Source organism: Paraburkholderia sp. D15 (genome assembly GCF_029910215.1).
Taxonomy (GTDB): domain Bacteria; phylum Pseudomonadota; class Gammaproteobacteria; order Burkholderiales; family Burkholderiaceae; genus Paraburkholderia.
In genome coordinates this window covers 1,741,474-1,761,025 of sequence record NZ_CP110395.1, presented here as the reverse complement: position 1 = coordinate 1,761,025, position 19,552 = coordinate 1,741,474, and the positions used below count along the sequence as shown (strand labels likewise).

The window sequence follows — 19,552 nt, the reverse complement described above, 5'->3', positions numbered from 1 at the left end:
GCGCCGGTCATGGAAGCGACAGCATAGCAAACGCGCCATCCGAGCAGAACCTGGCCGAATGGCCTAGGTCGAAACCCCGTCAAAATCAGTTAGACTCGTCGGCAGTTCGAGTCTGTCCCTCGTCCCTGATGGTCCCTTCAACCGCGGTGTTCTCAGCAAGTGGAATCCAGGCAGTCGATGCGCTATTCGGTTGAGATAAAAAAATTCCTCTACAGCCAGTACTTTTATGGCGGCCTGCGCATCGCGGTCGGCGTGTCGTTACCGGCCATTCTGTGTCTGATCGTGTTTCACGATCGCGACCTCGGCTTCACGATCGCGACCGGCGCGCTCGGTGCGTGCGTGGTCGACATGCCCGGCCCGCTGAAGTACAAGCACAACGAGATGCTCGCCTGCACGGTGATCGGCTTTCTGTCCGCGCTCGCCACCGGGCTCGCCACGGTGAATCCGGTGGCGCTGTGGTGCACGGTGGTGCCGCTCACCTTCGTGCTCTCGCTGATCGTGGTGTACGGCAACCGCTGGCCGCAGATCAGCTTCGCCACGCTGTTCATGATGATCATGACGCTGGAGGAGCATTTCACGCCAATGCAGGCGCTCGTCAACGCGTCGTGGATTCTGGTGGGCGGACTCTGGTACACGTACTGGTCGACCTTCGTGAGCCGCTGGATGATGCATCGCATCGAACAGCAGGCGCTCGCGGAAAGCGTGTTCGCGTGCGCCGACTATCTGCTCGCGCGCGCCGCCTTCTACGACCTCGATAACGATCTCGACGAGTGCTACCGCAACCTGGTCGACCGGCAGATCGCCGCGGTGGACCGTCAGGACGCCGCGCGCGACATCGTGCTGCGCAACCTGCCGAAGCTCAAGAGCGGCAAGCTCGAACCGCGCCGCGCGATGCTGTTCAATCTGTTCATCAACACCGTCGACCTGCACGAGCTGTTCGTCGGCGCGCACACGGACTATTCGCTGGTGCGCAGCACGTTCGGCGGGTCGGATCTGCTGGTGTTCTACCGTGACCTGATCCGCAAGGCGGCCGCGGATCTCGAAGAGATCGGGCTCGCGGTGCTGCAGAATCATCCGCCGCGCAAGCGTTCGAACGTGAAGGCCGAACTGCGCGCGATCGAGTTCGAGATCGAGTTGATGCGCAAGCACGAGCTGCCGAGCAAGAATCCCGAGGCGTATTCGGCGGTGTCGGCGAACTTCCGGCGCATCTGGAGCGCCACGCGGCTGATCGACAAGATGCGCAAGAGCCTGTCGAGCGACCCGAGTACCGGCGAGACCGAACTGCGGCTGGACCAGGCGCTCAACCGTTTCGTATCGAGCCGGCGCGTGCCGTTCGGGCAGATCTTCTCGAACCTGACCATGGCCTCGCCGAGTTTCCGCCACGCGCTGCGCGTGACGATCGCGGTGGCGGTCGGTTTCTGGCTCGGCCGCCTGCTGCCCCTCACCAACGCGTACTGGATCGTGATGACGACCGTCATCATCCTGAAGCCCGGGTATTCGCTGACCAAGCAGCGCAACGGTCAGCGGATCGTCGGCACGCTGATCGGCTGCGCGGTCAGTATCGCGCTGATGATCTTCGTGAAGGATCCGCACATCCTGATGGTGGTGATGTTCGCGTCGATGGTGATGAGCTACAGCCTGCTGCTGTTCAATTACACCGCGAGCGTGGTGTTCACGTCGTCGTATGTGCTGCTGATGTTCCATCTGCTGGCGCCGGGCAGCATGCGCATCATCGGCGAACGCGCGATCGACACCGTGGTCGGCTGCGCGATCGCGATCGCGGCGAGCCATCTGTTCCCGTACTGGGAATATCGCTTGATGGGCAAGCTCGTCAACAACATGATCGGCGCCACGCGGCAGTATCTGGAGGCAAGCTGGTGGTGGAGCGGCAAACCCGCCGCCGCGGTGGCGGCGACCGTGACCGAAGCCGGCGCGCGCGCACCGGCGGCCGCGATGGCGGATGCGGCGCTGGAGACCGCGGGCGCGGCTGCTGGGGTTAATGGGGCTAATGCGGCTACTACGCTAAATGTGGCGGCCGATGCCGGCACGACCACCGTCAGCAACCCGACCGCCGCCAAACCGGCCGCCGGCGCATCCGCCGCCGCGAGCGCCGCGGCCGTGGCGCTCGACCGCGATTACCGCTACCGGCTCGCGCGCAAGAACGTGCACGTCGCGTTTGCGAATCTGGGGCAGGCGTTCCAGCGCATGATGCTCGAGCCGCGGTCCGCGCAGAAGTTCGTGCCGGAACTGAACGGGCTGCTGGTGCGCAGCCACGTGCTCGCCTCGCAGATCTCGGCGGCGGCGCCGCTGTTGCGCACGTCGGCCAATCAGCAGACCGACGGCGTGTCGCTACAGCCGCTGCAGCGCGCGCTGAGCGCGATCCGCGACAATCTGACCGAGGCCGAAGCGGGCAGCGCGCCGCCCGCCGATCAAGGCGAGCAGATCAAGCTGCTGAACCGCGAACTGGATGCGATGGTGGTCGATACGGAGAAGTCGGCGGAATATTCGGCCGATGCCGTGCACGACATGAAGCTGCTCGCGCATCAGTGCAAGCAGATGCTGTCGGCAGCGGCGCTGATTCGCAAGGACGCGAGCGTGATCCGGCTGCCGGAAGAGTGATGCGACGCGATGCCGCGCCAGACGGTTGGCGTTTACTGCGCGGCGCCGCTCGCCGGTTTCGCGACGGCGGCCGCGGCGGCCGCGTCCGATGAGATCGACGGCGCCGGCGCGTTCTGACTGTCGAACTCGCGCTTCTCGGTGATGGCGTTGTAGAGCAGCGTGGCAATCACCAGCGATACCGCGACCACGATGAAGATGGCGATGCCGAGGGTCGGGTTCTTCTTGCGCGGCGGTTTGTTCATGAGGCGGACTCGGTTCGCGAACGGATCGCGGTTAGTGTCGGGGAAGGCGGCATTCTACGCTGGGTGAGCTTGCGGGAGGCTTGCGGTTTGCGGTGGGGATGGGTCGTTGTGAGGGATCGCATGCCGCGTGCCGCGTGCCGCGTGAGGATCGCATGACTTAGACACGAGTACCGCGCTAGCGCGCGCCTCGCCCGCTTTTGTAACGGCCGGCAATTCGTCGCGCGAGTCCGACCAGCACCAACGATAACGCAAAGCTGACGATAAGAATGACGTTGATGACGATGTTCTCATCATCTTCTACGCCAACCGCGCCGCATAGTCGAAGCAACGGCTCGAACGCGTGCCAGCCGTTGCCGCTTGCCATCCAATCGGCGAACCATGGGTTTCGGCCAATGGCGATGGATAGCGGAAGCGTAAGTACTAAGGCGAACCCGAGGGAGATAAATGCCCGTTTCATCTAACCACGACCTTTGCGTAATAGTCCATTTGCGTACCGGGGATCTTCGCCGTCTTCTGCCGCCTGATCCACGCCCGCAGACGCTTGAAAACCTCCGGATTGGATACCGTTATACAGCCATCGCTTTCACCCCAATAACCCACCGGGTGAATGCGGAAATTTCCGCGACGCACCCCGTTGACGACCGTGTAGTCATCTATCACGCCATCGCTGCGATAAAGAGCGAACCATTCATCCCGGCGTGTACCCGATATCAGGTTGCGCAGTTCATCTTCCAGTTTGCCGAGGCGGCCGCCACTCTGGCGATCGACAATATAGTATGTTCCAACAGGCAACGGGCCTTTGCCCGCCACGTCCGTCGCCCCGGGATCATTGACGTACCTGTCCTTACCGGAAAACGCCGGTACAACGCCAAAGCCTGGGCAAAATAAAGCGGACATCTGTTGCGAGTTAAGCGTGAAAAAGCAGACGACTGGCATTATGTGTACCCGAGCAAAGTTGACTTGTCGTTTTTCCCGCATGACCAGAAGCGGGATCAAAACGCTATCACTCAGAACACAGGAGTCTGTAAAGATTGGTTAACGAATTAGTACCAAAAGCGACAGCATTGACCCACTGGTTCGGGCTTGCAAACACGCAACGCATTCGGTTCTAACAATACGCCGCCCCACAAAAATGAAAACAATCCGCCGCACACTCCTGGCTGCCGCGCTCTCCACCCTGCTCTCCACCCTTAGCCACGTCGCGCACGCCGCCGGCATGCGCGACGAAACAGTCCAGGTGCCGCTGCGCGCCGGCCTGTTCGCCGTCAATCTGACCGCGCGCATCTACACGCCACCGGGCGACGGACCGTTTCCGCTTGTCGTCATCAATCACGGCAAGTCGCCAGGCAATGCAGCCTTCCAGAACGACGAATCGTTCTATGGCCAGTCGCTCGAATTCGTGCGCCGCGGCTACGCGGTGATCGTGCCGACGCGCGAAGGCTTCGGCACGTCCGGCGGCAGGTACGTCTCGGATAACTGCAACGTGGCCGACGCCGCACGGCACTGGGCGAACAGCGTCGAGGCCGCGATCGGCTACGCGCGCACGCTGCCTTACGTCGACAGCACGCACATCGTGGTGATCGGACAATCGCAAGGCGGCATCACGACAATCGCGCTCGGCGAACGCAACCTGCCCGGTGTACTCGGCATCGTCAATATCGCGGGCGGCATGCGCGACGACAAATGCACGGGCTGGCAGGAGTCGCTCGTGCGCGACTATCGCGAGTTCGGCAGCCGCTCGACCGTGCCGGCAATTTTCCTGTACGGCGACAACGATTCGTACTGGGGCAACGGCGAACTGTCGCGACGTTTCTTCGATGCCTATCGCGAAGGCAATCCCAACACGCAGTATGTCGACGAAGGCGTCGCCGCCGACGGCAACTCGCACATGATCTTTCACCACTACGCGGGCGAGCGCATCTGGTTGCCGCCAGTCGGCCGTTTCTTCGAGTCGCTGGGTCTGAACTGGCGTATCCGCTATGCCGACCCGCATCAGGGCAAGACCGTGGCGATCGACAACATCGACATCGTGCCGTATCGCGACGTCAATCCGGGCATCGGCGCCGGCATGGAGCATTTTCTGCATGCGGACCCGCGTGCGGGTCGCGCGATCGCGATCGCGCCGAACGGTCACAATGGGTTCGCGACGGGTAAGGACGCTCAAACGAAAGCGATGAATTTCTGCACGGAAGTCAACGGCATCGGTTGCCGGTTGTATGCGATCGACGATCAACTGGTCGACTCGGCGATGCCATCACCCCAAGGCGACGCAGCGCTGAAGAAAACGGCGACCGTCGCAGCGCCGGGGCAATGAGTCGAAGCTGAACGGATGCACGCGATTCGACACGTTTAGCGCGCTGCTGCAAAAAAAGTCGCAGACGAATGTCGATTCAGCCCGGCCTCGAACGTCGAGTCAATGTGTGCGCGGCGACTTGCGTCCCGCGCCCGATGACCTAGGCGACCCAGGAGAAACCAGCATGGCCGCGTCCCTGCCTCCCGTCATTACCGTGTTCGAACGTTCGCCGGATCGTGGCAAGGGTCTGGCGCGCGACATGCGCGTGCGCTGGGCGCTCGAAGAGGCGGGTCAGCCCTACGAGGTTCAGCTGGTTTCGTTCGACGCGATGAAGCAACCCGCGCATCGCGCGCGGCATCCGTTTGGACAGATTCCGACTTACGAGGAGAACGGGCTGACCCTGTTCGAATCGGGCGCGATCGTGTTCCATCTCGCGAACACGCGCACGGGTCTGCTACCGGACGATCCGCACGCAAGGGCCCGCGCGGTCACGTGGATGTTCGCCGCGCTCAACACCGTCGAGCCGCCGATACTCGATCTCCAGACCGTCAAATTCCAGGAGCGCGACCAGCCCTGGTACGCGCAACGCCTGCCGATGGTCGAGGACCGCATCCGCGGCAGACTGGGCGAACTTGCCGATCGACTCGGCGACGCCGAATGGCTCGACGGTGCTTTCAGCGCGGGCGATCTGTTGATGGTGTCGGTGCTGCTGAGGTTGAGAGCGTCGGGATTGCTCGACGAAAGTCCGAACCTTGCCGCCTATGTTGCTCGTGGTGAAGGTCGGCCCGCGTACAATCGTGCATTCGACGCTCAGCTTGCGCTTTTCAACAGTCGGTCATCGGGCGGCGTGGGACGGTGAAGCTCTGCGTCACGTTCAATCTTTTGATTCGATCGTCAAGGCTGCCATGGCCGACCAGTCCCGCTCGCCCATGCCTGCCGCGACGGTCGCCGCCATCTGCGCGTGCACGGCCGAGAGCATCCGTAGCGTACGTCCCGCCTCTTTCGCCGCCTCGGCCGCAAGACCGACGTCCTTCAAACCCAGCGACGCCTTGAAACCGGGCTCATAGTTACCGGCGGCAATATTCGCCGAGTAGATCTGATACGAACGGCTGCCGAACAAGGTGTTCAGGATCAGGTCGAAGAACCGCTCGCGGGTCAGTCCGTTCGCTTCGGTCAACACCACGGCTTCCGCCATCGCCTCGATCGCCATCGTGATCATCATGTTGCAGGCGATCTTGCCGGCGTTCGCGGCGTGCGCGTCGGCGCCCATCTCCCACACGCGTTTGCCGATCGCGTCGAACAACGGACGCACCTTGTCCACCGCGTGCGGCGCGCCGCCGGCCAGCACGTTGAGCTCGCCCTTGTCCGCGACGTCCGGTCGCCCGAGCACCGGCGCCGACACATAGTCGATCCCCGCCGCGTCATGCAACGCGACGAGTTCCCGTGCGAACGCCACGGATATCGTCGACGTGACGACGTGCACAAGGCCCGGCTTCGCATGCTTCAGCACGCCGGCATCGAGCAGCACGGAGCGGATTGCGCGGTCGTCGGAGAGCATCGTGAGAACCGCGTCGCACTGGAACGCGTCGACCGGCGATGCGATCATCGTCACGCCGTCGACCGAACCGCCCGAGCGGTTCCATGCGCTTACTGTGTGACCCGCCTGCACGAGATTACGCGCCATCGCCCGGCCCATTGCGCCGAGACCAATCATGCCGATTTTCATATGCGTGTTCCTTATGGGTGGCCTTCTACATGACCCGTTGCGGGTTTCTTTGTGCATTCATGACGCACTCCTGCGTGGCCGCGGACCCGAATTTCGCCGTACGGCGCGCACTATGCGTCGGATCGTCAAAGATCCATTGAATTAAAGTAGTGGTCACTATATATTTCAGGTCACGACAACGCAATGGATTTTTATAGTGCCCACTACATTAAATTCTGGAGCAAGACCTGGACGGGGACGTCCTCGCGCCTTCGATCCCGATGCGGCGCTGGAAGTCGGGCAACGTCTGTTCCATGCGTCGGGTTACGACGGTGTGGGGCTGAGTGCGCTGACGGAAGCGCTCGGTATCAAGCCGCCCAGCTTTTACATGGCGTTCGGCAGCAAGGCGGCTTTCTTCGAACGCGTCCTGGAACGCTACGCGCAGACCGAGATTCCGTTGGGTGATGTGCTGCGAGCGGGACGGGCGCCGGCTGAAGCGCTTGGCGAATTGCTCGTGCGCGCTGCCCGGACCTATGCGCGCGACCCGGAACGTCCGGGGTGTCTCGTGCTTGAAGCGGCGCGTGGGCACGGCGACAGCGAGAGCGCATTGCTGGCGCGGCGGACCGCGGAAGGCCGGCGCGCGCAGGTTAAGACGTTTGTTGCGGCGACGCATCCGAAGGTCGCGGGGGTTGTCACGGATCTTGTGTCGACGGTGATGTCGGGTTTGTCGGCGAACGCTCGTGAGGGGATGGGAGAGGCGCGGTTGGTGAAGGTGGCGCGGGCGGCGGCGGCGGGGATTGAGGGGATTTTGCGGTGAAAACGGCGAGCGCTAAGTTGTGTCTCTCGAACGCCGATGCGATCGACCACGCAGGCTGATATTATCAGCCGCAACCAAACATCCCACAGCCTTCGACGATGCGATTTTTCGCAATGTTTTTGATAGCAGCAATGCTGCTATGCGCATGCTCGAACAGCGTGCATGAGCCTCGTTCGCAAGCTGGGAGCGCGTCGCACACGCTCAATTCTTCTGGCGACACGGATAACGGAACCCCCTCGCCAGACTCATCCGGTGATAGTCGGACATTGATGATTGACCGCTTCGTGAAAAGGCTAGCTACTGTGGCCGATTCTGGCTCGATGTTCGACGTCGACGCGACGATGCGTGTGCTCGGCGTCGGCTTCCAGTCTCGGACAGGCGACGGGATCCCGATGCCGCCCGACTGCCGCGGCGATTGGCGTCCTAGGCAGGTTATCCGAACAACAGTCTTTGCCGATGACAAAAGCTGGTACACGCATACCCATTTCGCCGACGCGAGATGGAGCGCGGCGCTGCCGCCTGGCGTTGACCCTCCGTCGATTCAGTACTCGGTTGATCACATCATTCGGTGCTCTGATCGTTTTCGGATGCAGAACACTACCGAAGCCGATCTGAAATTTACTTCGTTGCAGGTGTACGCGTGTATCACCAAAGAAGACATCTCTCACGCGCTGCCTGCGGCGCATCCGGTCGGTGGCGGCATGACCACGTCGTTCATCGGCTACGCTGGCCAAACGAATGACGATATTGGGACCCGTCTTTCGTTTACGTTTCGCTCGGGTTCTCCGTGCGCCAATCTGGCTGACCTCGAACAAACGCAGGAAGGTGGCATGAGGTTCCAGCGTGCGGCCTGGAACCATCAGGTCTGCTTGGCTGAAACAGAACATGACTATTGCGTTGCGCACGGCGGTACGTCGATCAGTGAAGCCGATCTGCGTGGCCTTGGCAACTATGTCGATGCTCATTGCCCAACTGTCAATACGATGTACCTGAACGAGCCGCGTTCAGGGGAAATTGCACCAACGGCGGTGCTGACGCGACTTACTAAAAGCAACCCTTGCGGCTTTTAGATGCTAGATGGAACGTGAACGAACGCAAGAAAAACGGGCGAGTTTTTTCAGCGACATGGCGAGCTGATGCTTAAGGCGTTGCACCGGAGTTAGTCTTTAGCTGCAAGCCGGTTGCCGGATCGAGATCTTTTGCCTTTGCCAGTTCGTTGATGAGTTCGTCGGAGGGCTTGGGCGGCGGCGTCGCTGTGTCCTGTTCTTTTTGCCATTGGAATGTGCCGTCCCATGGCGGCAGCTTTGCAGGCGGCAGCGGAACGATCTTGTCGATGTCGGGGAGCTTGGGATTTTGATTTTCTCGGCGACTCAAAAAATCGCCGATAAGGCTATAACGCCGCACACGCTCGGAGTCTTCTGGTAGCGCTAGATAGTAAAGGCGATTGCTTTGCGGAACACCGTTGAAGCCGTTTTCTAGGAACGAGGCCGATTGCAAGTCGCCTGCCTCGACTCCCTTCTGGAACGCTCTAACTGAGTTTGCATAAAAACCGTCGACCTGCAGGTCGAGCGCTAGCATCTTTGCGGCTTTGCCGTAACCCTGATCTGCCGCACACTGACGCATCTGCTTCGCAATCGCCGGCGCGTTATCGATCGGTGCAAGCAACTCACCGATACGATATTGCGCATCAGGATTTCCCAAATCGGCCGCTTTGCGGAAATATCGCAAGGATACGACTTCGTTTTGCTTAAGACCGTAACCTGTCTCGAGGTAGTAACCAATATCGTAGTACCCGCCGGGCACGCCTTCCGCAACCAACTGCGTGGCCAGATCAACGGCTTCCCTTGCACCTTCAGGTGAGAGGGCAAGGCCCTGCGAGATCAGCAACTGCGCGTTCTCATTCGCTTTATAGTGGCCGTTCGCCGCTGCGATTCTGTAATAGCGAAGGATATCGTCAAAGTCCTTCGGTCCAGACCTCTTCTGCAGATAACGAGCATATCGGAATAGGCTGTCAGGTTCTGCCTTGAGTGGCGGAAGATGATCGGATTCGTGGGTACACGTAAATGCGAGATTGGCGCGTACGGCGCTCAAGTCAGGCAACTGGGCTGTCGCAGCTTCTTTTTGCGTGCACCCGCAAACAAGCAGAGCGAGCGAAATAGCCAGACGACGCCTGCCCTGCCCGCCCCTGATCAATCTATCAGCCATCAAGCATCCACCGACATCGCCTGCTGGGAAGCGACAAGCTTCGGCGGTGGATTGCATTTGCAGATGCACAGATCGTCGCTCAGCGCGACATGACGACCATCGGGTCCCGTCATCGGAATGCGCGGACCGTCGCATTGGATCTTGCCTGTCGAGTGACATGCCGGACACGAAACTTCATCGTTTTCATGCGCGATGTTTTTATCGTTCAAACCGAGCGACGTCGACTGGGCGAGTACCGTGCCGTTAGCCGTCGTCTTGTCGCCGGTCAGGATCATGTAGCGTTTCATCGTGATAGCTGGCTCCGTTCAGCGCGAACAATCAGGCTTGGTGATCGAGATAGCCAACCAGTTCCCATTCCACCTTCGACATCTGCTGACGCGGTTCCATCAGTTTGTCGAGCAATGCGAGTTTGCGCGACTCGTGCACGACGAGCGAAGGCAACACGTCACCCTTCAGGAAGCGGCGCTGTGAATCGCCTGTCTGACCTTTGCCGAGCCTCGCGCACCACACGCCGTCTTCAGGACACATTTGACCCGTGGTCGCAACCGTACCGATCGGCACTCGGGATGCGAGCGTCGCGGGTTGATCTTCAGACGAGGTCTTGCTCGAAGAAGCAGCCAGCGGTAGCCCGGTTGCCGGATCCAGATTCTTCGCCTTGGCGAGCTCGTTGATAAGTTCGTCGGAAGGCTTCTGCGGCGGCACCGCGGCGTCCTGTTCCTTCTGCCATTGGAACGTGCCGTCCCACGGTGGGAGTTTTGCAGGTGGCAATGGAACGATTTTGTCGATGTCGGGGACTTTGGGGTTGCGGCTTTCGTGACGGTCAAGGAATTTACCGATCAAGTTATAACGCCTTGCTCGTTCGAGGTCATTGGGCAATGCGAGGTAATCCAGTTGATCAGTTTTCGGAGGGTCCTTAAAACCGGATTCAAGAAAAGAAGCCGACAGGCTATCCCCCGCTGCAACCCCCTTTTGGAAAGCCTTGATCGCTTCTGCGTAGTGTCCGTCAGTCTTCAGATCAATGCCTAGCATCTTTGCTGCTTTGCCGTACCCTTGGTCGGTCGCGCATTCGCGCATCTGCTTTGCAATGTCCGGCGCCTTATCCACCGGGGCAAGCAGTTCACCGATACGATACTGCGCATCGGGATTGCCTAGATCTGCAGCCTTCCGGAAGTAGCGCAACGACATTTCTGGATCCTTCTTCAGGCCGTAACCCGTTTCAAGATAGTAGCCAATATCGTAGTACCCTCCTGGAACACCTTGAGCGACTAGTTGTGCGGCAAGGTCTACTACCTCTTTGGCTCCGTCAGGCGAAAGCGCAAGTCCCCGCGAGATCAATAGCTGCGCGTTCTCGTTAGCCTTGTAATGGCCGTTTGCTGCCGCGATTCGGTAGTACCGCAGGATATCGTCAAAGTCTTTCGGTCCATCCTTTTTTTGCAAGTAGCGAGCGTACTGAAAAACGCTGTCGACGTTTGGATCAAGCGGTGGCAGATGATCAGCCTCGTGCGCGCAAGTGAACGCAAGATTGGCGCGCACGGCGCTCAAGTCAGGCAACTGGGCTGTCGCAGCATCTTTCTGCGTGCACCCGCAAACAAGCAGAGCGAGCGAGATAGCCAGACGACGCCTGCCCTGCCTGCCCCTGATCAATCTATCAGCCATCAAGCATCCACCGACATCGCCTGCTGGGAAGCGACAAGCTTCGGCGGTGGATTGCATTTGCAGATGCACAGATCGTCGCTCAGCGCGACACGACGACCATCGGGTCCCGTCATCGGAATGCGCGGACCGTCGCATTGGATCTTGCCTGTCGAGTGACATGCCGGACACGAAACTTCATCGTTTTCATGCGCGATGTTTTTATCGTTCAAACCGAGCGACGTCGACTGGGCGAGTACCGTGCCGTTAGCCGTCGTCTTGTCGCCGGTCAGGATCATGTAGCGTTTCATCGTGATAGCTGGCTCCGTTCAGCGCGAACAATCAGGCCTGGTGATCGAGATAGCCAACCAGTTCCCATTCCACCTTCGACATCTGCTGACGCGGTTCCATCAGTTTGTCGAGCAATGCGAGTTTGCGCGACTCGTGCACGACGAGCGAAGGCAACACGTCACCCTTCAGGAAGCGGCGCTGTGAATCGCCTGTCTGACCTTTGCCGAGCCTCGCGCACCATTGACCATCCTCCGGACATACCTCGCCAGTTGCGGCAATCGTTCCGATTGGGACGCGTGGCGTCACGGCCGCGGATTGATCTATGGCGGGCGTATTCTCAGGCAACCCTTTTAACGGGAGGCCGGTTACTGGATCAAGAGCTTTCGCTTTTGCCATCTGTTCGACAAGCTCATCCGAGGGTTTCACTGGCAGCGCGGCGGCGTCCCGCTGCTTCTGCCATAGGAAATTTCCGTCCCAAGGAGGGAGCTGGGCCGGAGGTAAAGGTACGATTTTGTCAATGTCAGGAATCTTGGGATTGTTGCCGTCGTTGCTGCGAATAAAATGCTCAATTTCGCGATATCGTCGCGCACGCTCGGGATCGCTTGGCAAGGCAAGGTACGTAAGACGATCAGAGCTAGGCGGCGCTGTAAATCCGTCCCCTAAAGCCATTGCCGACAATATATCGCCAGCTTCCACACCCTTTTGATACGCGACGACGGCTTCCGGGTAGAGCCCGCTGTTCTTTAGATTGATCGCCAACGAATTCGCGGCATCCCCATATCCCTGGTCCGCCGCACACTGGCGCATCTGTTTCGCGATGTCAGGGGCTCGATCGTGAGGAGCGAGTTGTTCAGCCACATATGCCTGTGCTTCTGGATTTCCCAGATCCGCTGCTTTACGGAAGTAGCTCAATGCAGCTTCTATGTCAGGTTTCAGGCCATAACCAGTTTCGAGATAGTGACCGATATCATAGTAGCCGCTCGGCACCCCTTCGATAACCAATTGCATGGCAAGATCGACCGACTCCTTTGGCGCATCCGGCGAGTCGGCGAGCCCCTGTGCAATCAACAATTGCAGATTTCGATTGGCCTTGTAGTGTCCATGGGCTGCGGCAATCCGATAGTAGCGGGAAACGTTGTTGAAATCTTTCGGCCCGTCTTTTTTTTCCAGATAACGAGCATACTTGAACAGCTTGTCCGCTTCAGGATCAAGTGCAGGAAGACGGTCCGCTTCATGCACGCAAGTGAAGGCAAGATTGGCGCGTACGGCGCTTGTGTCAGGTAATGGGGCCAACGGAGTATCCTTTTTCGTACAAGCGCATAGAACAAATGCCAGAACGATGACCAGTGCGTTTTTTTTCATAATTTAATCTACGCCGCTGAGGGTAGCTGATGTACGAAGAAAGCCCACAAGCGAGGCCATAGGAGATTGTTTCCCTACGTTCAAAAGGTCATTGTTATTTTTGATAATTGTCGACCAACGATCGAACGCGACCGCCGGATCATCCTGGGCTCCCTGCCCCTTTGTATGCAGGTTCCACAGCTTCACCCGCAACGAATGCGCTACGCCCGCATCATCAGTACAGATGTTCATTTCGCTATCGTTCTCCATGCTGCGGGAATTCAGATTAGCGGAACCCTGCGTCGTGAACGCATCGTCTATAGTCATCACCTTTGCGTGCACGTACACTGGAAGCCAGTTCCCCGCAGGCGAGTCAGGCGCAACCAATGTGCACACGTGAACCTTTAGACCTGGAATGCTCATTGACGGCACGTCCACGTTCTCAATTTCTTTGCGACTGATTTCGGTTCTGCGTCTTTGCAACTCTTCCAAATCTTGCTGATCCTTCTGAAGAGCATCTTCGTTCTGACTGAAAGCCGACAAAGCACTCTGTGCTTCCATTGGATCAAAAGAACCCAATTGCGGACCCTGCCCGCCCTCCAGCTTTGTCCGCTGATTCAGGTCGCTCGCGAGCTTTTTCTCAAGCGCGCTCTGTTGCGCATCCAGCGCAGCATCTTTCGGTGCCCGTTCAACACCCGGCATGGCATTTTTCTGTCCTAATGCGTCCAGCATTCGATAGGTGTTGAGACTACCGGGCCCCACTCCGTCGTCAATAGAGTTCGTGATTACAAACAGGTGAACCGAACCATCCCTACTTACGTTGCGCCCACATTTAATCTGCTGCGCCACTGACTGTTTGATCTGGTTGGCGAGCGGCACGAACCGGAAATACTGGTTCTGAATAAAAACGTATCTTGTCGCGTTGTTCACCGCCTGAAGGTACATCTTCTCGATGTCTGCGACGTTCGCCAACGCCTTGCCACTTTTGTCCTTACCAGTCTGCAACTGTGTACGAAGGATCTGCGCCATCACCTTCGGACCCGATCCACCGTCAGGTCGAGGAATCAGCGACTTTGCCATACCTTGGCGCGACGCTCCCAGACTTTGACCCGTCGCGAGGTCCCACGCCTGACAAAAGTTCTTGTTAAGAAACTCCAGAATTGGCCCGGTCACCCGGCTGGAGACATCCTGCCATGGATAGGGTCCGTTGCGACCTTGCTCGGGCTCGTGCCGCGTGGCGCTGTGATCGCTTTTGTCCCAGTACTGATCGAGCATGTTATGCCCCATCACAAAACCTGTCGCCAGCTTCGGATCCTCATAGTCGATCAGCACCATTTTCTGGTGATGAGAGGGAGTCAGGAACCCCGTCACGGACGCGTTCGTCAACTTTGTTCGAGGATCACGCTCGGTATCCTTACCGTGCAAGTACAGTCGCCACACGCTTTCACTTCGTTCCATGAGCGGAAAATCGCGCGTCGCGAACTCGACATTTGAGAAGGTAAGAGGGTATTGGGTCAGCCAGTTCCATTTGCGCGAGATCGTCTCCCACATCCCCGCCATCGTGACATTGTTCAAGTTGGCGCAGTAATACCACACCGTGTCGTAAACACGCTCAGACAACGTTTGATAGTCGCGCGCAAGCAGTGAGACTTTCTTGTAGACCCAATCAGGAATTACCGCCTTGAACCACGTCTCGAAGTTTTCGCCCGGCATGTTGGTCTCACCCAACTGCGATAAATAATAGTCATCGTGCCAGCACAGCAGGCGAACTTTCACGTTTTGCTTGCCCTTCTGCACAAGCAGACTACCAATTGTTCGCGTACCGCCGCTACCTCGTCTGAAATACATCGATGGTTGAAACCCCCAGCAGATGATATCGACCGAGTGCTTCGCGGCAAGGATCGCGTCATACACGGCGCCAAACGCTTCCTCTCCGTTGACCAACGGGAGGTAAGTACACGACGCGGGAGAGTACTCGGTATTCTGAACGAACCAAGGTAACGCAACTCGGCAGGTGTTCGTCTGGTTTTGCGCGATGGGTGTCGTGATCGTCGTGTTAGGTGTTGCCATGTCTACGTGTCCGAAGGAGGATTGAGAAGATCGCTGTAGGTCTGCCGATGCAACGCACGGTCAGGCGCGGGCGTCTCGCCGTCTGGTAGCACTTCATGAAACTGAAACCCCTGATTCGCAAGCGCGCCATTCGCCGCATCCCGGTACTCCCCCGGCACCGGAATCTCATGCGTCACCCCATTCGCCATCTCCAACGTATACCGCTTCGTCGTCACCTGATGATCGATCGGCAACTGTCCGGTCTTATCGAACACCCCCTGCTTCACCAACGCCCCGTCCGCGAACAGCTTATAAGGCATGCCCGCCGGAACGACATTCGTCGCCGACGGCGACGCCATCGTATTCAACATCAACTTCCGCGTCGGCATATCCTTGAACGCCGGGTTCGTCACATCCATCCGCGTCGGCCCGCTGAACGCATGCTGCGCGCCCTTGATATCGATCTTGCCCGGCGCGTGAATCTCGATGTTGCCGTCCTTGATGCGGATATACGCGCCGCCCGAGGTCAGCAAAATCTCCTGCTGCGCGGCCGCCTGCACCTTCTCCGTCACCGACGCCAGCAGTAGCGACTTCTGCGCCGTCACCTCGACGTTGTCCGCGTGCGCCTGCACTTCCACTTTCCCCTTCGCCGCGAACAGCTTCATCCCCGCGTTCTGCACGAACAGACTCAACCGGTTCGTGATGCTCGCCACCAGCGACTTGCCCGTCGCGATATGCGTGCTCTGCCCGCTGACGAGGTTGATGTGCTGATCCGCGGCGACATGCGCGGACTTCTGCGTCGACAACGCGATACCGGCCGGCGCGGCGAACAGCATCACCGGCTGCGAGAACGCATTCGCATTGCCCGTGCCGCCGCCGGCCGTGACGCCGCCTGTGCCCGTCGTCCCCGTCGTGCTATGCCGCGTCGCATCGCCGAAGCTCTTCAACGCGTCCTGCCCCTCCTTCAGGCTCTCGGCCTGCGAAGCCTCGCTCGCCTGCGACGCCGCTTCGAGCACGCCCGTCGATCCCGCGAGTTGCCGGCTCGCCTCGCTCGCGTCGAGCGGCTGGCTCGTGACCGGATGCGCCGACACATACAACCCGCGGCCGGCGCGCAACGCACCATACGCCTGCGAACTCAGATCGAAGCCGCTGCCGAGATAACCGCCGCGCGTATTGCCCGTCTGGTCGATCAGATACCCGAGGTGCAATTGCGCATTGCTGCTGGAGCTATACAGATGCACGCGATTCTGCGAGGTCGAATCGTCCATCACCATCTGGTTGTACCCCTCGCCCGAGAACTCCTTCGAGCGATACCCCGACAGCAAGCCGTTCGAATGCCACTGCGGTTTCGCCGCGCCGTTATACACGCGATGCAGCGCGATCGGCCGGTCGATATCGTTGCCGACATAGCCGATCAGCAGTTCCTCGCCCGCGCGCGGCATGTGCACGGCGCCGTAACCATCGCCCGTATCGGACTGCGCGACGCGCACCCAGCACGACGCGCGCTCGTCGCCCTGATTCACGCGGTCCCACACGAACATGACCTTGATGCGGTTCAATCCGTCCGTGTAGGCCTCGGCGCCCTTCGGCCCGACGACGATCGCCGTCTCCAGCTTCGCATCCGGCTTGCGATGATCGAACGGACTGCGGAACGGCACCGTCGTGCGCTGCGCTTCGATGCCGACGCGATAGAAGCCGCTCGACCCGTCGGCATGCGACACGCTGAACGCGCCGCCCGTATCGCCGGCCTGGGCCTGTGCAAGTTCGTGATGCAGGCTGTGCGGAAAGTCGGCTTCATGTCCGGACAACGGCAGATTGTTGGCGATCGTCCACGTGACCTCGATGGCCGCGAATTCGCGCTGTCCCGCTGCATCGTTGTCGTGCTCCGGATGGCCGGCGATGGTAAAGCGCACCCCTGCATCGATCGCACGCAACCCGCCTTCGCCATGAAAGCGCTTGGCCCGCGACTCCCATTCCTCCATCCGGATCTTCGACAGATGATCGCCGCGCGTCTGCTCCGGATAGGTGTAGCCGCCGGTGTACTCGTACACCTCCATCTGCGACGGCAACGCCCCCTGATTCGCGAGGGTCGGCACGCTGGTCGCCTTCGGATTGAACGGCGTCGACGGATTCTTGTAGTCGAACGTGCGCGTGGACAGCAACGCCGATTGCAGCGTGCGCGTGCCCGACCATTGCACCAGCGCATCCGTCTCGCTGCCGGTTCCGGCACGATAGAAATCGACCTGCTCCGGTGCGAGCGGCGTGAGCGTTTGCAGACGGTCGGTGATCACCAACGTGTGCGACTTGCCGTCGCTGGCCTGCTGCCAGAAACCATAAAGTCCTTCCGACTCCAGCAGTCGATGCACGAAGTTCCAGTCGGTTTCATCCTGCCGGCAATACGAGCGGGACGGCAGCGGCTGCGACAGCGCGAAACGAAACATCCCCTGCGCCTGCGGATGCTGATTGAAGACGTCCGTGATGATTTCGTCGGCGCTCTTGTCCTGCCAGTACTTCTGGTCGCGACGGAACCGCAAGAAGTGCATCCATGACGCGAAACCGATCTGATACGACGTCAACCCGCCGTCCCCGCCAAGCCGGCGCGCCGTGTGCACGTAACCGTGATGCGGACGATAGGAGCGGTCGGACTGCTGGATCCACAGCGTCACCGGCTGCGCGATCAAGGTCTTCAACTGGACGTCGCCCGAGGCGGCGGTGGACACGAGATCGACGGTCCAGCCGAAATCACGCCCGATTCTCGACCTGCCGAGCGCGCGCTGCGGCAGCAAAACGTTATTCCCCGCCGGGGTATCCAGTTTAATCAGGCGGTCCTGCTGAAGCAGTCCGCCTTTTATCGCCCCGATTATGTTCTGGGTATCCATCCCGCACCTGACATTATTTTTCAGTCCGAAGCCCGGGATTCTACAGACCAATACCTGGCGGGAAAATCGGCAAACAGCAAATAAGTGTCAAGAAAATGAAATCCCGGATATTTCTATGCGAGATAAATTAGTCAACCATTCAGTTCTATTACACCAGAAAGCATTTGGTCAGGTTGGCCGCACCGACGCGTGGCCAGCCGCGCTCAGGTCGGCGAGGCCAGCCGCTTAATTTGGTGTCACGCGGTATAACGCACCGGCAAGGCGGTCGAATACTTGATCTGCTCCATCGCAAAACTGGAGCTCACGTCGTAAAGCGGGACAGCCGCGATCAACAGCTTATAAACCCGGTCATAGTCGTCGATATCCGATACCACGACGCGCAACAGATAATCGGTTTCACCGCTCATCCGATAAACCTCCACCACCTCCGGTATATCCTGCACCGCGCGCGTGAAGGTTTGTGCCCACGCCTCGGTATGCTGATTCGTGCGTACCGCGACGAATACCGTGGTCCCCACGCCGAGTTTGCGCGCGTCGCATAGCGCCACCTGCGCGCGGATCACGCCGGCCTCCTTCAAGCGCTGCAGCCGCTTCCAGCAAGGCGTTTGCGACAGATTCACGCGCTGCGCGAGTTCGGCGATCGGCATGGTCGCGTCTTCCTGCAACAGCTCCAGCAGCTTCCGGTCGATGATATCCATTCCCACCATGACACCCCCATAGGAAATTATTCTACTTTTGCGACTCTGGAGGGAATTATATGGAAACTCTTTCTCAGCGCAAACAGGTATAAATATCGCTACCCGAAAATAACCGCGAGCGCCGCCAACGGGCCGCGCGACGACCATGAGCCAAGCCCTTCTTTCCACGCCGCTTTCCACGCCTCTCGCCCCGTCTTCCGCCGGACGCAGCGCATCGATCGCACGTCTGTGCGACGCGCTCGACGCGATCTTCGACGCCTGCGCGGCCTTCCCCGAGCCATCCAATTCGACGTTCTTCGCGCGCAGCATGCGCATCGTGCTCGCCGAAGCCGCCGCCGACCCCGCACTGCTGAGCCCGGCGCAACGCGAAAGCTCGACGGACAACTACCGTCGTCATCTGCTGGCTGCCGATCCGCGAGGGCGTTATGCGATCGCGTCGCTGGTGTGGTTGCCGCAACAGGCGAGTCCGGTGCACGCGCATCACACGTGGTGCGGTTACACGGTGCTGGACGGCACGCTGAGCGAAACCGTATTCGAATGGGACGACGCGCGGCATTGCGCGAGCGCTGCCCGCACGCAGGCGCGCAAGCAGGGCGCGGTGTCCTTCGTGCGCGGCGGGCGCGGTGGGATTCATCGGTTGGGAAACAGGGCGATGGCGGATGATCCGGCCACGGCCACGCCGGCTGTCTCGCTGCATATCTACGGCGTCGCGGGCGCGCAGATCGCCACGCATGTGAACGACATCGTGCGTGTGGCGGAGGCGCCGGCGCTGGTTTAACGC

Annotated in this window: 18 protein-coding genes; 6 read left to right on the top strand and 12 right to left on the bottom strand. The window is 59.7% G+C overall.

Annotated elements, in window-relative coordinates:
* Window positions 1-177 precede the first annotated feature (177 nt).
* Complete coding sequence (locus LFL96_RS07600) at window positions 178-2,619, top strand: FUSC family membrane protein (protein ID WP_280999755.1); 2,442 nt, start codon at window positions 178-180, stop codon at window positions 2,617-2,619.
* A gap of 32 nt (window positions 2,620-2,651) precedes the next feature.
* On the opposite strand, the gene LFL96_RS07595 is transcribed toward LFL96_RS07600, so the two are convergent.
* The 3 genes from LFL96_RS07595 to LFL96_RS07585 form a co-directional block, all read right to left on the bottom strand.
* Window positions 2,652-2,861, bottom strand: coding sequence for a hypothetical protein (locus LFL96_RS07595; RefSeq protein ID WP_280999754.1), 210 nt, complete (start codon window positions 2,859-2,861; stop codon window positions 2,652-2,654).
* Between the two features lie 175 nt (window positions 2,862-3,036).
* The gene (locus LFL96_RS07590) at window positions 3,037-3,318 is read right to left on the bottom strand and encodes a hypothetical protein (RefSeq protein WP_280999752.1); all 282 of its coding nucleotides are present in this window, start codon (window positions 3,316-3,318) and stop codon (window positions 3,037-3,039) included.
* Entirely contained in the window at window positions 3,315-3,797 is a 483-nt protein-coding gene (locus LFL96_RS07585) for a DUF2778 domain-containing protein (RefSeq protein WP_281000611.1), read from the bottom strand. Before LFL96_RS07585 ends, LFL96_RS07590 begins: the two co-directional genes overlap by 4 nt.
* Window positions 3,798-3,993: 196 nt before the next feature.
* Between LFL96_RS07585 and LFL96_RS07580 the strand changes: the two genes are divergently transcribed.
* Together LFL96_RS07580 and LFL96_RS07575 are read left to right on the top strand one after the other, a co-directional pair.
* On the top strand, window positions 3,994-5,175 hold the full coding sequence (locus LFL96_RS07580; protein ID WP_280999750.1) for a CocE/NonD family hydrolase: 1,182 nt from the start codon (window positions 3,994-3,996) through the stop codon (window positions 5,173-5,175).
* 163 nt (window positions 5,176-5,338) lie between these two features.
* Window positions 5,339-6,013, top strand: coding sequence for a glutathione S-transferase family protein (locus LFL96_RS07575; protein WP_280999748.1), 675 nt, complete (start codon window positions 5,339-5,341; stop codon window positions 6,011-6,013).
* Window positions 6,014-6,028: 15 nt separating this feature from the next.
* On the opposite strand, the gene LFL96_RS07570 is transcribed toward LFL96_RS07575, so the two are convergent.
* Window positions 6,029-6,880 (bottom strand): NAD(P)-dependent oxidoreductase, encoded by an 852-nt coding sequence (locus LFL96_RS07570; RefSeq protein WP_281000609.1) that lies wholly within the window; start codon window positions 6,878-6,880, stop codon window positions 6,029-6,031.
* 196 nt (window positions 6,881-7,076) lie between these two features.
* Here LFL96_RS07570 and LFL96_RS07565 point away from each other — a divergent pair, with 196 nt between their 5' ends.
* Both LFL96_RS07565 and LFL96_RS07560 read left to right on the top strand, forming a co-directional pair.
* A complete protein-coding gene (locus tag LFL96_RS07565) occupies window positions 7,077-7,676 on the top strand; it encodes a TetR/AcrR family transcriptional regulator (protein WP_280999746.1) in 600 nt (199 codons plus the stop codon).
* 269 nt (window positions 7,677-7,945) lie between these two features.
* Complete coding sequence (locus LFL96_RS07560) at window positions 7,946-8,746, top strand: hypothetical protein (protein ID WP_280999743.1); 801 nt, start codon at window positions 7,946-7,948, stop codon at window positions 8,744-8,746.
* Between the two features lie 70 nt (window positions 8,747-8,816).
* Here LFL96_RS07560 and LFL96_RS07555 read toward each other — a convergent pair whose 3' ends face one another.
* From LFL96_RS07555 to LFL96_RS07520, 8 genes are all read right to left on the bottom strand, one after another.
* Window positions 8,817-9,881 carry a sel1 repeat family protein gene (locus LFL96_RS07555; RefSeq protein WP_348638417.1) on the bottom strand — a complete coding sequence of 355 codons (1,065 nt, stop codon included), beginning with the start codon at window positions 9,879-9,881 and terminating at the stop codon, window positions 8,817-8,819.
* The gene (locus LFL96_RS07550; protein WP_280999741.1) at window positions 9,881-10,168 is read right to left on the bottom strand and encodes a PAAR domain-containing protein; all 288 of its coding nucleotides are present in this window, start codon (window positions 10,166-10,168) and stop codon (window positions 9,881-9,883) included. The genes LFL96_RS07555 and LFL96_RS07550 overlap by 1 nt, the downstream gene beginning before the upstream one ends.
* 31 nt (window positions 10,169-10,199) lie before the next feature.
* The gene (locus LFL96_RS07545) at window positions 10,200-11,537 is read right to left on the bottom strand and encodes a sel1 repeat family protein (protein ID WP_280999739.1); all 1,338 of its coding nucleotides are present in this window, start codon (window positions 11,535-11,537) and stop codon (window positions 10,200-10,202) included.
* Window positions 11,537-11,824, bottom strand: a complete 288-nt coding sequence (locus LFL96_RS07540) for a PAAR domain-containing protein (RefSeq protein WP_280999738.1) — start codon at window positions 11,822-11,824, stop codon at window positions 11,537-11,539. Before LFL96_RS07540 ends, LFL96_RS07545 begins: the two co-directional genes overlap by 1 nt.
* A 31-nt stretch (window positions 11,825-11,855) precedes the next feature.
* The gene (locus LFL96_RS07535; RefSeq protein WP_280999737.1) at window positions 11,856-13,166 is read right to left on the bottom strand and encodes a sel1 repeat family protein; all 1,311 of its coding nucleotides are present in this window, start codon (window positions 13,164-13,166) and stop codon (window positions 11,856-11,858) included.
* Between the two features lie 3 nt (window positions 13,167-13,169).
* Window positions 13,170-15,215, bottom strand: a complete 2,046-nt coding sequence (locus tag LFL96_RS07530) for a phosphatidylserine/phosphatidylglycerophosphate/cardiolipin synthase family protein (protein ID WP_280999736.1) — start codon at window positions 15,213-15,215, stop codon at window positions 13,170-13,172.
* 2 nt (window positions 15,216-15,217) lie between these two features.
* Window positions 15,218-18,073 (bottom strand): type VI secretion system Vgr family protein, encoded by a 2,856-nt coding sequence (locus LFL96_RS07525; protein WP_280999734.1) that lies wholly within the window; start codon window positions 18,071-18,073, stop codon window positions 15,218-15,220.
* Between the two features lie 236 nt (window positions 18,074-18,309).
* The gene (locus LFL96_RS07520; protein WP_281000606.1) at window positions 18,310-18,777 is read right to left on the bottom strand and encodes an Lrp/AsnC family transcriptional regulator; all 468 of its coding nucleotides are present in this window, start codon (window positions 18,775-18,777) and stop codon (window positions 18,310-18,312) included.
* A gap of 139 nt (window positions 18,778-18,916) precedes the next feature.
* Here LFL96_RS07520 and LFL96_RS07515 point away from each other — a divergent pair, with 139 nt between their 5' ends.
* Window positions 18,917-19,549 (top strand): cysteine dioxygenase family protein, encoded by a 633-nt coding sequence (locus LFL96_RS07515; protein WP_280999733.1) that lies wholly within the window; start codon window positions 18,917-18,919, stop codon window positions 19,547-19,549.
* Window positions 19,550-19,552: the final 3 nt, after the last annotated feature.

Bases quoted from the DNA above. Each gene is read 5' to 3' on its own strand.
- LFL96_RS07600 (WP_280999755.1), top strand. From the start codon at position 178: ATGCGCTATTCGGTTGAGATAAAAAAATTCCTCTACAGCCAGTACTTT.
- LFL96_RS07595 (WP_280999754.1), bottom strand. From the start codon at position 2,861: ATGAACAAACCGCCGCGCAAGAAGAACCCGACCCTCGGCATCGCCATC.
- LFL96_RS07590 (WP_280999752.1), bottom strand. From the start codon at position 3,318: ATGAAACGGGCATTTATCTCCCTCGGGTTCGCCTTAGTACTTACGCTT.
- LFL96_RS07585 (WP_281000611.1), bottom strand. From the start codon at position 3,797: ATGCCAGTCGTCTGCTTTTTCACGCTTAACTCGCAACAGATGTCCGCT.
- LFL96_RS07580 (WP_280999750.1), top strand. From the start codon at position 3,994: ATGAAAACAATCCGCCGCACACTCCTGGCTGCCGCGCTCTCCACCCTG.
- LFL96_RS07575 (WP_280999748.1), top strand. From the start codon at position 5,339: ATGGCCGCGTCCCTGCCTCCCGTCATTACCGTGTTCGAACGTTCGCCG.
- LFL96_RS07570 (WP_281000609.1), bottom strand. From the start codon at position 6,880: ATGAAAATCGGCATGATTGGTCTCGGCGCAATGGGCCGGGCGATGGCG.
- LFL96_RS07560 (WP_280999743.1), top strand. From the start codon at position 7,946: ATGATTGACCGCTTCGTGAAAAGGCTAGCTACTGTGGCCGATTCTGGC.
- LFL96_RS07555 (WP_348638417.1), bottom strand. From the start codon at position 9,881: ATGGCTGATAGATTGATCAGGGGCGGGCAGGGCAGGCGTCGTCTGGCT.
- LFL96_RS07550 (WP_280999741.1), bottom strand. From the start codon at position 10,168: ATGAAACGCTACATGATCCTGACCGGCGACAAGACGACGGCTAACGGC.
- LFL96_RS07545 (WP_280999739.1), bottom strand. From the start codon at position 11,537: ATGGCTGATAGATTGATCAGGGGCAGGCAGGGCAGGCGTCGTCTGGCT.
- LFL96_RS07540 (WP_280999738.1), bottom strand. From the start codon at position 11,824: ATGAAACGCTACATGATCCTGACCGGCGACAAGACGACGGCTAACGGC.
- LFL96_RS07535 (WP_280999737.1), bottom strand. From the start codon at position 13,166: ATGAAAAAAAACGCACTGGTCATCGTTCTGGCATTTGTTCTATGCGCT.
- LFL96_RS07530 (WP_280999736.1), bottom strand. From the start codon at position 15,215: ATGGCAACACCTAACACGACGATCACGACACCCATCGCGCAAAACCAG.
- LFL96_RS07525 (WP_280999734.1), bottom strand. From the start codon at position 18,073: ATGGATACCCAGAACATAATCGGGGCGATAAAAGGCGGACTGCTTCAG.
- LFL96_RS07515 (WP_280999733.1), top strand. From the start codon at position 18,917: ATGAGCCAAGCCCTTCTTTCCACGCCGCTTTCCACGCCTCTCGCCCCG.